The organism is Streptococcus equinus (assembly GCF_900101445.1).
Lineage (GTDB): Bacteria > Bacillota > Bacilli > Lactobacillales > Streptococcaceae > Streptococcus > Streptococcus equinus_B.
The window spans coordinates 842271-857615 of record NZ_FNKE01000001.1; the positions used below are offsets into that span (position 1 = coordinate 842271).

At 37.3% G+C, this 15345-nt stretch carries 18 protein-coding genes; all 18 read right to left on the reverse strand.

Translation table 11 applies throughout. From position 1 onward, the window contains the following. Window positions 1-232 precede the first annotated feature (232 nt). The 18 genes from BLR83_RS04260 to BLR83_RS04340 all read right to left on the reverse strand — a co-directional run bounded on the left by BLR83_RS04260 (window position 233) and on the right by BLR83_RS04340 (window position 15320). Window positions 233-1888, reverse strand: coding sequence for a SulP family inorganic anion transporter (locus tag BLR83_RS04260; RefSeq protein WP_074560574.1), 1656 nt, complete (start codon window positions 1886-1888; stop codon window positions 233-235). A gap of 311 nt (window positions 1889-2199) precedes the next feature. After that, a complete protein-coding gene (locus BLR83_RS04265; RefSeq protein WP_074560575.1) occupies window positions 2200-2601 on the reverse strand; it encodes an ASCH domain-containing protein in 402 nt (133 codons plus the stop codon). A gap of 28 nt (window positions 2602-2629) precedes the next feature. Then, window positions 2630-3394 carry an alpha/beta fold hydrolase gene (locus BLR83_RS04270; RefSeq protein ID WP_074560576.1) on the reverse strand — a complete coding sequence of 255 codons (765 nt, stop codon included), beginning with the start codon at window positions 3392-3394 and terminating at the stop codon, window positions 2630-2632. A 117-nt stretch (window positions 3395-3511) separates the two neighbouring features. Continuing rightward, a complete protein-coding gene (locus BLR83_RS04275) occupies window positions 3512-3976 on the reverse strand; it encodes a nucleoside deaminase (protein WP_074560577.1) in 465 nt (154 codons plus the stop codon). 46 nt (window positions 3977-4022) lie between these two features. After that, window positions 4023-4598, reverse strand: coding sequence for an NAD(P)H-dependent oxidoreductase (locus BLR83_RS04280; RefSeq protein WP_074560578.1), 576 nt, complete (start codon window positions 4596-4598; stop codon window positions 4023-4025). Window positions 4599-4815: 217 nt separating this feature from the next. Continuing rightward, window positions 4816-6147 carry a replication-associated recombination protein A gene (locus BLR83_RS04285; RefSeq protein ID WP_200796318.1) on the reverse strand — a complete coding sequence of 444 codons (1332 nt, stop codon included), beginning with the start codon at window positions 6145-6147 and terminating at the stop codon, window positions 4816-4818. Continuing rightward, window positions 6143-6955 carry a MerR family transcriptional regulator gene (locus BLR83_RS04290; RefSeq protein WP_074560580.1) on the reverse strand — a complete coding sequence of 271 codons (813 nt, stop codon included), beginning with the start codon at window positions 6953-6955 and terminating at the stop codon, window positions 6143-6145. The genes BLR83_RS04285 and BLR83_RS04290 overlap by 5 nt, the downstream gene beginning before the upstream one ends. A 153-nt stretch (window positions 6956-7108) precedes the next feature. Further along, a complete protein-coding gene (locus BLR83_RS04295) occupies window positions 7109-7516 on the reverse strand; it encodes a GNAT family N-acetyltransferase (RefSeq protein WP_074560581.1) in 408 nt (135 codons plus the stop codon). A 54-nt stretch (window positions 7517-7570) separates the two neighbouring features. Next, entirely contained in the window at window positions 7571-8488 is a 918-nt protein-coding gene (locus BLR83_RS04300) for an NAD-dependent epimerase/dehydratase family protein (protein ID WP_074560582.1), read from the reverse strand. Window positions 8489-8664: 176 nt separating this feature from the next. Continuing rightward, window positions 8665-8832, reverse strand: a complete 168-nt coding sequence (locus BLR83_RS09965) for a glycine zipper domain-containing protein (protein WP_180366617.1) — start codon at window positions 8830-8832, stop codon at window positions 8665-8667. Between the two features lie 25 nt (window positions 8833-8857). Next, window positions 8858-9352 carry a GNAT family N-acetyltransferase gene (locus tag BLR83_RS04305; RefSeq protein WP_074560583.1) on the reverse strand — a complete coding sequence of 165 codons (495 nt, stop codon included), beginning with the start codon at window positions 9350-9352 and terminating at the stop codon, window positions 8858-8860. Window positions 9353-9377: 25 nt separating this feature from the next. Further along, a complete protein-coding gene (locus tag BLR83_RS04310) occupies window positions 9378-10133 on the reverse strand; it encodes a GNAT family N-acetyltransferase (RefSeq protein ID WP_074560584.1) in 756 nt (251 codons plus the stop codon). A 101-nt stretch (window positions 10134-10234) separates the two neighbouring features. Beyond that, window positions 10235-10552, reverse strand: coding sequence for a TfoX/Sxy family protein (locus BLR83_RS04315; protein ID WP_074560585.1), 318 nt, complete (start codon window positions 10550-10552; stop codon window positions 10235-10237). A 1-nt stretch (window position 10553) separates the two neighbouring features. Beyond that, the gene (locus BLR83_RS04320) at window positions 10554-11306 is read right to left on the reverse strand and encodes an alpha/beta fold hydrolase (RefSeq protein ID WP_074560586.1); all 753 of its coding nucleotides are present in this window, start codon (window positions 11304-11306) and stop codon (window positions 10554-10556) included. Window positions 11307-11317: 11 nt separating this feature from the next. Further along, window positions 11318-11806 (reverse strand): CDP-alcohol phosphatidyltransferase family protein, encoded by a 489-nt coding sequence (locus BLR83_RS04325; protein ID WP_074560587.1) that lies wholly within the window; start codon window positions 11804-11806, stop codon window positions 11318-11320. A gap of 29 nt (window positions 11807-11835) precedes the next feature. Continuing rightward, on the reverse strand, window positions 11836-12345 hold the full coding sequence (locus tag BLR83_RS04330; protein ID WP_074560588.1) for a hypothetical protein: 510 nt from the start codon (window positions 12343-12345) through the stop codon (window positions 11836-11838). A gap of 26 nt (window positions 12346-12371) precedes the next feature. Continuing rightward, window positions 12372-13733 (reverse strand): 23S rRNA (uracil(1939)-C(5))-methyltransferase RlmD, encoded by a 1362-nt coding sequence (gene rlmD / locus BLR83_RS04335; protein ID WP_074560589.1) that lies wholly within the window; start codon window positions 13731-13733, stop codon window positions 12372-12374. A 108-nt stretch (window positions 13734-13841) separates the two neighbouring features. After that, the gene (locus tag BLR83_RS04340; protein WP_074560590.1) at window positions 13842-15320 is read right to left on the reverse strand and encodes an LCP family protein; all 1479 of its coding nucleotides are present in this window, start codon (window positions 15318-15320) and stop codon (window positions 13842-13844) included. Window positions 15321-15345 lie beyond the last annotated feature (25 nt).

Here is a 15345-nt window from a genome sequence, read left to right on the forward strand (position 1 = left end):
ATGATAGTAAGATGTCAATTATGGCTGAAAAATGGTGAAATTGCTTGAAAACACGAGCTTTTTAGCTACTTTTATGACAAAATCCACTACTTCTGATATTCTTGATTTTTCACTTTTAGCAAAGATTAAAAAGAAAAAGCCCTACTGCTAACTCCTTCATCCCCAAAAATGAGTTAGAAAAACTGACACAATCACAAAAAAAGAATGCCCAAAGGACATCCTTTCATCTATCTTATTTTGCTAAAGTTGCTGCGCGTTTTAGTGAAGCATCGATATTTTCGCAAAGATTTTCTTGACCAACTTTTTCGATAAAGCCAGCTTTTTCCATCACACGATATGGTTGTTTGTTAACGTGAGATAGAATCAATGTCATGCCACGTTTTTGGCAGATTTCAAGTGTTTCTTCAAGAGCTTCAAGTCCTGAAATATCCATCGCTGGAACATTACGCATACGAAGAATCAAGACATTTTTTCCTTCTTCATGAGTGAAGTTAAGGAAGTCATTTGCTGCACCGAAGAACAATGAACCAAAGATTTCGTAAACAACTGTGTTACTTGGCACATGTTTCAAATCAGTGTTTTCTGAAAGTTCAGCGTCATCAAGGCTATCTTTATCAACCCATTGGCGAACTGCGGCAACGTCTGACATACGTTTAAGGAATAAGAAGGCAGCCAAAACCATACCAAATTCGATAGCTACAACAAGGTCAAAGAAGACTGTTAACACAAGTGTAATTACCAAAACAGCGATATCACTCTTAGGTGCTTTTTTGAGCATGTGAACGAATGTACGCCATCCACTCATGTTATAGGCAACCATAATCAAGATTGAAGCAAGACAGCTCATTGGGATAAGTGACGCGTAAGGCATCAAGAACAAGAGGATCAAGAGCAATGTCACAGCGTGAGTCATACCAGCGATTGGTGTACGACCACCATTTTTAACGTTAGCTGCTGTACGAGCGATAGCCCCTGTAGCAGGGATACCACCAAATAGAGCAGACATCATGTTACCAACACCCTGTCCGACCAATTCAGCATTTGAACGGTGGTGACTACCAATCATACCATCTGAAACCACACATGAAAGAAGTGATTCGATAGAAGCCAATATTGCAATAGTGAAGGCTGGTGAAATCATTTGACGGATAAGACCAAATGACAATTCAGGCATTGTAAATGATGGTAAACCAGCTTTGATAGTGTACAAGTCACCGATTGTTTTAACTGACATGTGACCAAATCCAACAAGAGCTGTTGTTACGATAATAGCAACAAGAGAACCTGGGATTTTTTGAGAAACACGTGGCCAGAAGATTTGGATAAGCAAAGCAATCATACCAATCAAAAGAGTAGGCCAGTTAATTGTATTGATGTGTTGAGCGTAAGCTACCATTTTCTCAACGAATTCAGCTGGAACGGCACCCATACTTAGTCCGAAGAAATCTTTTAATTGACCAACAAAGATTCCAACAGCAATACCTAATGTAAATCCAACTGTGATTGTTTTAGGGATGAATTTAATCAAGTCTCCAAAACGAAGAAGCCCCATAACAATCATCATAATACCAGCTAAGAATGTTGCAATGGTAAGACCTGCCATACCATATTGAGCAATGATACCGTAGATGATAACAACGAATGCTGCTGTCGGTCCACCAATTTGAACACGACTACCACCTAAAAATGAAATAAAAAAACCTGCGACAACTGCAGTATAAAGACCTTGTTCTGGATTAACACCTGATGCAATCGCTAAGGCAATTGACAATGGTAGGGCAATAATCGCCACAATAATCCCTGCAACAAGGTCTTTTGCAAACTGTGCACCCGAATAATCTTTAAGAGTGCTAAACAGTTTTGGCTTAATATACTTAAAAGCGTCCATCTTTTCCTCCTATTTTTATTTGTTCTCAGACGCTTACGAGAACTCATACTACCATTTTATCACACCGAAAGTGAGAATTCTAGGTCTCATCGGGTAAAATAACTTAGTATTTGCGCATTTTTTGCCCGTTATTCCACCAAAAACATTCTTCAGAATGAAAAATCATTCCAAATCCAAAATGAAAGCGCTACACGCTGATATACGCTTATCTAAGATAATCAAAAACTGTCAGTAGGAAAAATTCTGATTTTTTCATAAAAAATATCTGAGATTTTCACCTCAGATATTAAAATTATTCAAATGCCTACTTTCTACAAAACCTCTACAACTTCAAACTCTTCAAAGACAACTGACATTTGTGGTGAAAAGTGATACCCAAGCATCTCTCCCTCACGAGTGAAGAAACGCTCGTGGCTTCTTTTCCAAGAGTCTAACGTCTCATCTTCGCCTTCAAGCTTAGCAAGGTCATAAGTAATTTCCTCATAAGGAAGAATGTGCAATTTATTTGTTCTCACCACACAACGAGGATTGCCATCCCAATCAGTAATGACACTTAACTCTCCTTCTTTTGGCATAGTTTCATCACCAAGTTCAAAGGCTGCTAAGCTGCTTGACGTCGCTCTTTTCTGACCTTTTAAAACCAAATCAAGCAAACTATTACAAGCTTTCTCGGTCAGCTCGAAATGCCATTTTTCAAGATTTTCGATATTCATTTACTTTTCCTTTTCTCTCTTATTTTTATTAAATGTTACAAATTGCCATCACAGATTGATACCATTTTTCAGGATAAGATACCAAGAGTTCCTCGTGACGGTAATTTTGTCTATGGATAATAGGATTTTTGAAATGCTCTTGATACCGTTTCAAGTATTTCTTTCCCATCTTCTCCGCGTAAAAAATGTGCACCTGACAATCGCTACTTTCTACATGACAAGGCAATGGGGTGACTAAGTCAGAAAAATATTGGTTAAAGAGTGATGTCTTGCTGACAAACTTCATTCCTTTTACAAAAGAAAAGATTTCTTTTACATAAGAATCTTTTGCAGATGCTTTTTCAAAATAGCTGTGCAGACATTTTGGCTTAAAGTGCCCTTTTGCCACATATGGCCACATCAGATTAACCAAGAGCTTACTCTTCAAATAAGCAGGCAGTCGACGTGACTGGTCAAAATCAGAGCTGCCAATCACTGCATAAGATAACCGGATTTTTCTTCTTGCCACTAAATGTGCTACAAAAGTGCCACCAAGTGAAGAACCATAGACAGCTAACACTTTTCCCTGATAAGAATGCTTAATACGTGCTTCTATCTTTTCAACTTCTGCTAAAACCGACGTGTAATCACTCTTGTCATTAATATCAAATCCTGTATAGGAAATGACAACGACAAAAAAATCTTCTATCAAACTAGGAATAACTTTTGCAAAGTTAGCATACCAGTGACACATAGTTCCTGGTAACAAGATGATAATCGGTTTTGAAGAATCACCAAATTCATGACATAACATGACTAATCCTACACTCACCTTCTAAATTGACATCGACTCCCTAGCATTATATCACTTTATCAAGAAAAAAGACTGCAACAACTTGTGCTACAGTCGATTTAACTTATCTACAATTTCTTAGTAGAGGTTATGTTGCATGTTTTGATAATCTTTAAAGAGTTTCAAACAATCATCATGACTAAGTTGAACAAGGTAATCTTCAGGGAGATTTTTTCGTCCTCCCATAAGCTCATCAAAGCGTTGGTCACGAAAACCAATCATGGCATTATCAGCAATCGTACAACCATAATAGACTTTATCAATATTTGCCCAAAGACAAGCTGCTAGACACATTGGGCATGGCTCTCCAGTTGTAAACAAAGTTGTTCCTGACAAATCATGCGTGACAAGTTTTTGACCTGCTGCTCTGATTGCCGTTACTTCTCCATGTGCTGTTGGATCGTGGTGAGCTAGAACCATGTTGTGCCCACTAGCAATGATCTTGCCATCTTTTACGATAACAGCACCAAAGGGACCACCATCTCCTTTTTTAATCCCTTCGTAAGCCTCTTCAATAGCTTTTTGCATGTATTCATTAACCATATGGGCACCCCTTTCATATCTGTTACCTTAAGTATAACACACATTTTCAGAAAGCGTTGTCAGAAATATGTTCTTTGATAATTGATAAAATCTTTCGAACATGCTCGTCTGTTATACTGTCAATTGCTTTTGTTTGATTGCTATCAAGATTTCCTGTATTAAAGACACCACCTGTAAAAATAGTCGCAAGAATTGACATACGACCATCTTTAAAAATTTGTTCAATCAACTTAGTCATTTCATAGGATTTTACAGCCATTTTTCCGTGTTCACTGTAATCATCATTAGTTGAACCTGCCGTCAACCCAATAATCAATTTTTTATTATCAAGAGCATGTCCCTCGCTACCATATGCCCAACCATGTCCAAAGACTTCTTCAATCCAACGCATGATGAGCGAAGTCATTGAGTACCAAAAAATCGGAGATTGAATGATGACAATATCAGCCCATTCTAACTTTTCTCGTTCAGATTTGACATCAATGTGGTAATCTGGATAAAGTTTTTGTAAGTCATCTATTTTAAGATGTGGTAACTCTCGCTCAAGCTTTCTAACAATCTGCTTTGTTCCGATTGATATTTCTGGATAAGTATGTCCGGTTACTAAAAGAATATTTGCCATAAAGTTCTCCTCTATTTTATTGATATTAACATCATAAACTGTGACGTAACGAGACAGTCAAGTATAAAATCATAGGAATTGAAACAATAGCTGATAATCTAAATGAAAATTATTAAAGTCAGGGTGCAAATAATGCGCTAAAATAACTGAAAATTCAACAATCATTGATTTTACAGCTAGACTTTTTTTCTTTAGCCATTTAAATTTTTTCCTAATACTACATTTTGCCATCGTGATATTTATGCCACTCTTTAATATAATGTAAACGTTCCTTAAAACGACGCTCATTACCTTCCTCTGTAGGATGATAATAAGTATGTCCTACTAAATTGTCAGGCATGGTCTGCATATCAGTTAATTTATCTTCATAATGATGTGCTAACTGATACCCTTTTCCATAGCCAACTTCTTTCATTAGTTTTGTGGTAGCATTACGCAAATGTAGTGGAACAGGTTCATTCATACTATCTTTAACATCTTTTGCAACATTTAGACGTGTCTTATAAACAGCATTTGATTTTGGGGCTAGTGACAAATAAATGACAGCCTCTGTCAGATGCACATCACACTCAGGCATTCCAAGAAATTTACAAGCTTGAAAAACATCTATTGCCAAAGTAAGTGCTCGCGTATCAGCTAATCCGATATCCTCTGAAGCAAAACGAATTAATCGACGTGCAATATAAAGTGGGTCTTCACCACCGTCAAGCATCCGACTCATCCAATATACCGCAGCATCTGGATCACTATTTCGCATAGATTTATGAAGGGCAGAAATGATATTGTAATGTTCTTCACCTGTTTTATCATAAAAGAGCATTTTCTTTTCTATTAGCTCTTCCATAACATCATCAGCCACAGTAACCTTACCATCAATATCCTCACTATTCAAAACAGCAAGCTCCAAAGTATTAAGTGCCGCTCTAGCATCTCCATTAGCGTATATAGCAATTTTTTTAAGATTGTATTGACTAATAATTATCGTTTGATTAGGAAATGCTCGTGCGTCTTTTAAAGCATGACTAAGCAATTCAACCATTTCTGCAATTGACAATTGATTAAGAACAAAAACTTTACTACGAGATAACAAGGCACTATTTACTTCAAATGACGGATTCTCGGTTGTTGCCCCAATAAGTACAATACTTCCTTTCTCTACAAAGGGCAAAAATGCATCCTGCTGAGCCTTATTAAAGCGATGAATTTCATCAATAAAAACCAGTGTTCGTTCACCAAACTGGCGATTTTCCTCAGCTTCCTGCATAATCTTTCGAATTTCCTTAATTCCTGACGTTACAGCAGAAAAAGTGATAAATTTTGCCTTGGTTTGATTAGCAATAATGTTAGCTAATGTTGTCTTGCCAACCCCAGGGGGTCCCCAAAAAATCATCGAAGACAATTGTCCTTGCTCAATCATCTTACGTAAAACTTTACCAGGCCCTATTAAATGACTTTGCCCAAAAAATTCATCCAAATTTCGCGGACGAACACGCGCAGCTAATGGCTGATTATATTCTGAGATACTATCAAATAAGGATGTCATATTAATCTCCTTCCACAATTTGATATTGCAAAATTTGCTGAGCTGAAGAACCATTTTTTATAAGATGATGATCACAATTAAGTTGCCAAAGCCTATCAATTACTTGTATATTATTTTCTTGAGCATACTTATTTAAAAGCTTAATCCCCTTAAGAATACCTTCTAGTGAAGTTTCAACTTTTATTGACAAATAATCCCCTTCCGGTTTTTCCAAATAAGTCGACAAAGTCTTACTGTCTAATTCTGTTCTAGCTTTAATAAAACGAAATGGCGCAGCCATATAGTTTTCACCTTGTGACAAAGCTAATTCTGTTAAAAAACCAGTCTGGCTTTGATTTATACTGGCTACATCACCTAGTTCATTCATAAATGTTGCATAAAGTCTTGCTATGTCTTCAGGCATACAATCCACTTCACGTTCTGAACACCAAAATTGTTGACTTGTTTCATGTTCAATCGAAACCTGGTTTAATAACATTGTCTCATAAGAATGAGAAACTTCCTTTTGTTGCTCCAAAAGTTGCTCTAAGTATTGTAGTCTTTTAATCTCTTCTCGAATTTGCAACTGATATCCACTTAAATATTTTTCTAATTCTTGCCCTTTTGATTCTAAAAGAAATTTTATTTTATTTAATGGTATACCTAATTGACGCAACCCACAAATTAACTCGAACCGATATAATTGATCTGCTTCATAAAATCGGTAGCCATTTTCACCTGTCTTAGCTGGTGAAAAAATGCCTTTCTTATCGTAAAAAATTAATGTACGTCTCGTTGTTTTGGCTAACTTTGCAAACTCTGATATCTTAAGCATAGTTCCTCCATATCGTAATCTTCTTACATATAGTATAAACTATAACCTAATGTTACAGTCAAGAAAAGGACATTTTCAATTTGTAAAACGCCCTTCTTTTCGACTATTACCAATAAGCCCTTTTTATTTAATTTTCGTTCCTATTATTTAACCTTACGTCCATAAAGAGGTGATAAACAAAGCTGAGCAATTTTCGCTTTTGACAAAGCCACAATTTTCATAGAAATCAATCTCCTTATTGTAGCCAATCACAGCAATTCGCATAAAAGTCTTGTATTTTTCTTTGACCATTTGAATCAACTTACTTCCAATCGTGTGACCTTGATAGGCAGGATCAACAAGTAAATAATGAATATAAGCATTCATCACCCCGTCATCCATGACACAAATCATCCCAACTAATCGGTCGCCATCCCAAGCCGAATAGACAGTATTAAAATTCTGCATGGCTAGGACAAGCTTTTCTGGGTAATGCCCTGATGACCACTCCACTGAAAGAAATAAACGCTCCAAATCACTGCACTTAAAATCATGAATTGCTTTGTATTCAATAGCCGCCATAATACAACCTCTTTCTTTGTTCAGATTAGTCTTCTGTGTTAGTTATCACGCGCTTTAGTTGATGTCATTTCCCTTCAAATGCTTTTCAATATAATCAAAAAATGGTTTCTTTTTGACATCGAAGACGTGGTTTTCGTACCATGCGTAGGATTCTTTTAAGCCTATTTCTATAGGAGTTAACTCAGGCAACAATTCCTCTTGTCTTTTGACATCTAAGAAGAACTCGTAGTCGTAAAAGCTAAAATAATTGCGCTGATTGACTTCATCAAAGACTTCGATGAATTCTGGAATTTTATTACTGCAGGCGTAGCAGAGCTTCACCCACTGGCGAGCACTTATCGCTTGAGTATTTCCAACATTATAGATGTGCTCTTTTGGCTGCTTTTCAATAATAGCTTCCATCATACGACACAAATCCTTGATATAAAAGAATTGTAATTTTAATTCACCGTGGTGTGGCAGATAAAATGGCAAATCATCTTTAGCACAATCAAAGACAAAAGCTTCGCGATAAACATTATTCATCGGTCCGTAAAGATAGGGCGGACGTAAAATATAAGCTTCTGGAACCAGCTCAACCAAACGTTTTTCTGCTGCAATCTTATCTAGACCATACTGTCCCCAGAACTTATTTTCACCGAGCTGTGATGTTTCTAAGAATGGCTGCGCGCCGTCATCTGGATAAACAGAACTTGAACTAATCATGATATATGTCCCAAATGAACCGAGTGCTTCTACTAAACAAGAAATGTCATTAGCGTTATAAGCTGTCACATCCAAAACAATATCGAAATGGAGACTCTTCAATCGATTACCCAAATCATGTCGATCAGCTTGAATCACAGTCACGCCTTCGACTTGTGTCTTGGTATTTCGATTGAGCACATAGACGTCATAGCCTTTTTTATCAAAATAAGCCGCTGTATATTTGCTAACAAAGACTGTGCCACCCGTTACAAGTACTGTTTTCATCCAGAAACCTCCTTTTGAATTATCAGAATATTATGATACTTGCATTGTAGCACAAAAAGACAGCACTTACAAAGAACAACTGTTTTTTAGCTTTTATCTTGCATCTTCCTTTAAAATAATCAAAAAACTGCAGCAAGAACAGCTACAGTTTAACATCTTATTCTTTCTCTGAAAAATTACTCAGCTTCATCATCGTCATCTTTGTCAATAAACAGTCCAACCATAACCCCAAAGGCAATACCAAGTGACATCCATAGTCCAATATTATGTGTTAGAAAGCCTATTCCTGCACCAATGGCTACTCCAAACCCCATACCAATTAAGATACCATTTCCTTTAGTCATAATATTGCCCTCCTAAAATCTGAAACTATAAGTGCTTTTCAAATCGAAACATTTCTGAAGCCTCATCATCATTTGGATCTTTGTGATGGCTGTTAAAGAATTCAACAATCTTAAACCCACAGCGATTCACATAAAAATGAATGTTACGTTTTTCAAAATATGGCGTCACAGTTTCCCAGATTTTCACCTGAGGAAACATCTTTTCAATTTGACACCAAGCGCCGTAGCCAACTCCCTTACTGTGGCATTTTGGAGAAACAAAAAGCAAATCCAAATCTCCTCTATCTCCCTCGATACGGACTACAACACCACCGACAACCTTTCCATCATCAAGGATACGGTAGACTTCTCCACTATCTATGGATTCTTCAATTGTCTCTCGAGAGATGATTTGACCATCTTCTTCAAAATGGTCATCTCGAAGACCAAATTCCTCTAAAGCTCCATAATTAAAAGCTTCTTGGTTATCTTTAATAAATTGTTCACGATCACTTGAAACAAGTGGTTTCAACTCAATCATACTTACCTCTTTTAGTGAAAAATTATTATCCTCCAACTTTTGAGACGAGTTTTAAAAATTTTTTGGCATTCATCTGCTCATTTGTGACATAATCCCCGTTGTAAAAAAGAGCGTAGGTCGTTATGGGTGTCGGCGCAGCTTGCGCTGTTTTCCTATCCGTAATTTGAATAGCCTTAAAAGAAATCCCTTCTTGCTTAGCTGTTTCTTCAAGGATTGGGACATACTTAGAATTGAAAGGACATTGGCTGGTGTAATACAAAACATAACCTGATTTTTCGATGTGAGGGTGTTTGGCACAAGCTTTAAAGTTTGGTACTTTAGCATCATCGGAAAACGGCAGATACCAAAGTTGAATGCCATTATCAGCTTCATCAGCCACCTTAAAATCTTTGTAAGCTAGGTACTTTGGATCAGCAAGAAATGGTTTCTTCTTAGCTGCTGCTAAGATACACAAGCCATTCTTCCCTTTTGCTTTGCTATCAGCGATACAAGCCTCCAGCAAATCAGTCGAATAACCATGACCTTTTAAAGAACCTGAAACCCAGAGACAATCAATATACATGTAATCTTCTGCCTCAATGGGATTCCAAGCCTTTTCTGCAGGGATATACTCGATAAAACACTTGCCACGTTCAACACTTTTTAGAAAAACAAGTCCATCATCAAAGCGCTCAGATAACCAAGCTTTTTTAGACGAGACTTGAGCATCTTTGTTGTTAGAAATAGCACAGCAAATATGCTCGTTTTCTAAATTATCTTTTGTCACTTGGATGTATTCCATAATCAATACCTCCTAATCACCCAAGAAAGCGTTATCACTCTTTGCTTTCATTGTAGCAAAATCAAGTCATTATGACAAAAGAAAAACTAACCTTTGATGGGCTAGTTTCTTTTTTTCTTAGGGGCAGGTAATTCTTCGTACATGGCTTGCAGCAAGCGGCTGAGTAAAGCTTTGTCATCAAGTTGATCGACTAAAAGCATCTTTTTAGCCCCTTCGTAGGGAATCTCAAGCCTTGCTTCTGGTAATAAAGCCATAGCAGACTTGGTTGGCTTAAGCAAAAAACGATTGTCATAAATCCCACCAATAACCTTTCCACGATAATAAAGGATGTATTCTCCCATCATTGCACGGTAGGAAATCTCTGGAATTTCTGAAAGTTGGTCCAATATAAAAGCTAAGTATTCTTTACTTGACGCCATATCACTCACTCCTTAATCGTAAACTCTCCAAAAGCTCTTTCACATATAAATCTGGCTGGTTAATCGCATACTGACCATGAGCCAGACCAACTTTGATTTCCAAGTGACTGTCTGGCAAAAGCTCGTGCAAATACCTTGCTGAAGCAAGCATTATCTTAGATTCTTTTTCTCCAACAATGATACGAACACGCGCAAATGATTCTTTCAAACTTTGCTTTGCTTGATACAAGCTACTAGCCTTTGTAAATGCCATCAAGTTTTGTTTTGAAAGCTTCCTTGTATCCTCATAATAGTGCTCAAATAAATCAGCTCGCATACCAAGATAGTGAAACTGCCATTTGGCAAACCACTTCTTTTGTATCAAATGGTAACTCATTGAAAATAGCGGAGCTATCAAACTACCTGTCAGCCTATCTGGAATAACTGAGGCACTTTCTATGATAGCATGCTGACAAATGTTTTTTCGCTGAGCAAGCATTTCAAGCAATATTTGAGCTCCAAGTGACAGACCAGCAATCAAAAAAACTGAACCACCGTAGGTTTTATCAATATAATCCAGAAGTCGATTGGCATTATCTTCGATGCTTGTAAAATCGGCATCACTTCCAGCATGTCCATCAAGAATCGGCAAAACCACATGATAATTTTCACACAGCAAACCCATCTGAGCTTGATATTGCCACAAAGACAGCCCGCCACCATGGAGCATTATAATCACTTTTTGATTTTGTCTACCAGCTTCAATGATTTTCATACCTGCCTCCTTTAACTGAGACCTTTTCGGATAAGGTGCCCTTCCTGAATCGCAGCAAATGTCGCCACAGTACCAATCACCACCATGCTATAACGTAAGTCAATTACTTTTAAGGTTAACGGCAGGCAAAATAGTAAAGCGCCCGTTAACTTATTGAGATTTGAGTGACAAGCGACAAACTTCTTCTGCACGACATAAGCAGAGATGAGATTAATTAACTTAATGAATGCTATCACAAAAATCCAGATAACCATCCAGCTTTCAAGCTTTAATACTGGAATGATTTTGATAAAGCAAACCAAACAAAAGATAAAATCAGCAACCGTGTCAAGCTTCGAACCAAAATCACTGACAGTTTTAAAATACCGAGCCACAATGCCATCTAGCACATCAGTCATCCCAGCTAAGACATAAAGTACATAAAAAGAGACCGAAAAAGCAGGACAAAAGACTAACACGATACTACAAATCATTCGAATACACGTTATTATATTTGCCATACTTTTTGGTCTCCTTTATGTAGCTGTTTCTACTTATGCTTTGCCAATTTCATTGCATCAGACGTTGAAAATGTTCTACGAATCATGGTTTCAATATAGCGTTCCATAAGTTTTTCATCATCAAGAAACAAAGTAAAAAATCTTAACGTTCTTGTTTGATTAAACCAAACAATTTTTACTGGTACCTTCAAGGTTTTACTTTCACCACCAATTGCCAAGCTTGATTGTTCATCTTTTAACTCTGTCATTTTAGAAAGATCATTTCCATTCCGACGAAAACTTTCAATGCATTCAACCTCTTTAGAACCAGGCAATACACTATAAGTTATGGTAGAAATATTCATTAAATCTGCCTCACTCATATAGTTAGCCCAATCAACCATTGCATTCCAACCATAACCCCGAGCAGCTAATAAAACATCATACTGATGCCAAGCCTCTTGACTAGAATGACGAATTTCTTGAATATAACTGTCATCATCTAAAACATCAATCGATTCTGCTTTCTTTTTCTTCCTAAATAAATCCAATAATCCCATAATATTTCCCTTTCATAAATAAGTCTTTATTCTGCGGTTTTAACTAATAAACTAACACACTCAACATGGTGCGTATTCGGGAACAAATCCACTGGCTGTACTTTTTGGAGTTTGTAGCCGAGTTCTTGGTAGAGTTTGATGTCACGCGCCATGGTTGCTGGGTTACATGAGATGTAAGTAACTTTTTCTGGTTGCATGGCTACGCTTGCTTTGATGAAGTTTTCTGTCAAACCTTTACGTGGTGGGTCAACCAAGATAACGCTTGGTTTGATACCATTTTTGCTCCATGTTGCCATGGCGTGTTCAGCTGAGTCTGCCACATAGTGAGCATTGGTAATACCATTAAGCGCAGCATTGCGTTTCGCATCTTCAACAGCTTCTTCAATCACTTCAACACCATAAACAGCTTTAACATTTTTCGCAAATGAAAGACCGATAGTTCCGATACCAGAATAAGCATCAATCACGATATCATCAGCTGTCAAATCTGAAAAATCAATCGCTGTTTGGTAAAGCTTTTCAGCCATTTCAGTGTTCACTTGGTAGAATGAACGTGCTGAAATTTCATATTGATTGCCAAGCATGCTGTCAACAATCGTATCTTTACCGTAAAGTGTTCTAAACTCCTTGCCGAAAATGGCATTGGTATTTTTATCGTTAATGTTTTGAACGACTGATTTCACCGCTGGAAATTCTGCAACAATTTTTTCAATGATTTGCTCGATGCGGAAAATTTTCGGACGTGTTGTGACAAAGACAAGCATCATCTCACCAGAATAATGTCCGCGACGAACCACCAAGTTACGAATTAAACCAGTTTGCTCTTTTTCATCGTATGGTTTGAGGTCAAAACGACGAAGTAAATCACGTGTGAAATTGATTAAACGGTCAATTTCTTTATTTTGAATGTAAAAATCAGAAATTGGCATCAAGTCATGTGAGTGTTTGCGGAAAAAACCAGTTTCCAACTGTCCGTTAACACGACGAACTGGTACTTGTGCTTTATTGCGGTAAGCGTAAGGGTGTTCCATACCAAGTGTTTCTAACACTTCAACGTCTGAAATACCAGCTGTTTTATACAAATTATCAGCGACTTGTTTGCGTTTAAATTTCAATTGTTCAGCGTAAGCCAAGTGTCCAAAATCCGCGATTCCTGTACGCAAATAATCCACATTCAAATCTTGGTTACGGTATTCAGAAATAGTTAGGTATTCTTCAACCTTACCAAAACCAATATTTTTCTTCACTTTCAAGACGCGCATCTTGATTTTTTCACCTGGAAGAGCATTCTCAACAAAAAAGACGAAGCCATCAACTTTGGCAACCCCTGCTCCTTCGTGTGATAAATCTGTGATTTCAACCTCTACAATGCTATTTTTTTCTAACATATTTTCCTTTCATGCCTGACTTATATAAGCCATCAGTAATATCTTATTCTCGGTTTCTTCCCTATAAAAAATAGAGAAGCTTAACTGCCTCTCTATTATATCATATTATTAACGTAGCCCAAGGTCCTTCAACTCTTTTTGGTATTTATTGAAATCAATAGCAATTCCAAGGCCACCATACATATCGTAATCATCGGTCCAGTCGCCTTCTGCAGGAACTGTTTTTTGCTCAATTCCTTTTTGACCACTTGTCACCACACCCAAGCCTTCTTTGACAAGAAATGGATAAGAGATGTTGGTTGAGGTAAGGGCATAGATTTTGCCGATTGCTGCTGAGCCTGTGAAAAGTTTTGAAGGGTCTTTGATTTGATTGACGATTGCTGAGATAACTTGTTGCTGGCGCTGTGTACGACCATAATCGCCGTCATCATCCTTACGGAAACGCGCATAATTTAGCAAAGTCCGTCCATCCATGCGTTGTTGACCAACTTCAATGGTTTGATTAGGAACGCTGCCATCTGCTTGCATGTTAAGATCATCTGGCACTTCTACTGATGACACTTCTTGACCATCAACCGTACCAAACTTAGCATCTATCTCAACGCCCTTTGGAAAGAGCGTATTGATTGCTTCTGCGAATGTTTCAAAATCAACCATGACATAATACTTGACGTTAATATCAAAATTATCTTTCAAGGTTTTGCGCATGAGCTCAGCACCTTGACGGTCATCTTGTTCGCCAATGTTAAAGGCCACATTTAGCTTTTGATCATTAGCATAGTCATTATAGCTGACACCATTGATATTCACCAAAGTATCACGCATGAAGCTAACTAACTTAACTTTACCTTCTTTGTTGCCAATATTCATCACCATGATAGTATCTGTTCTGGCATCAGATGAGCCTTGCGAAATCCGCTTGTCACTTCCGAGAATCAGAATATTAGTCCCATCATGACTATCTTGACCGTTAAAAGGTTCTACCACTGCAGCTGAATAATTCGTCTCGCCACTAGAAACTTCGTGAACCCCATGATAAAACATGTAAACCATGCCAATCATAACGATAATAACTAAGAAACCACAAAATTGCAAAAAATGCTTGAAGCGTTTTTTATGGTTCTTCTTTTTGGGCTTCTTTGCTTTTGGCGCCTTAGGTTCTTCGTGAGCGATTCCTTCGTAATAATCTAAATAAGAAGTTTGCTTTTTTGCCTTTTTCTTTCGCTTTGAAGTCCGTGACTTTTTTGCCTGCGGATATTTTGGCAAACCTTGTGAGGTCACTTGATTATCATAATCATCATAATCGTCGTATTCATCGTAAGTCACATAGGCATCATAATCATCGTCATAGTCGTCATCGTAGTAATCATAATACTCATAATAGTCGCCATAATCATCATAACGTTCATAATTTGGCTCTTTATTGGCAGACGAAGGATATCCAGATGACATCTCTTGCATACTCATCTGCTTTTTATGATAGAGATAACCAAATTCTTCCTTTTGTTGCGGATTTAGGTATTCTAAATTTCCCAAAAGGTATTCATATCTTAATTCTTCGTGTCGACTTAATTTATCTTGTGCCATATCTCATACCACTCTTTCAATCTAG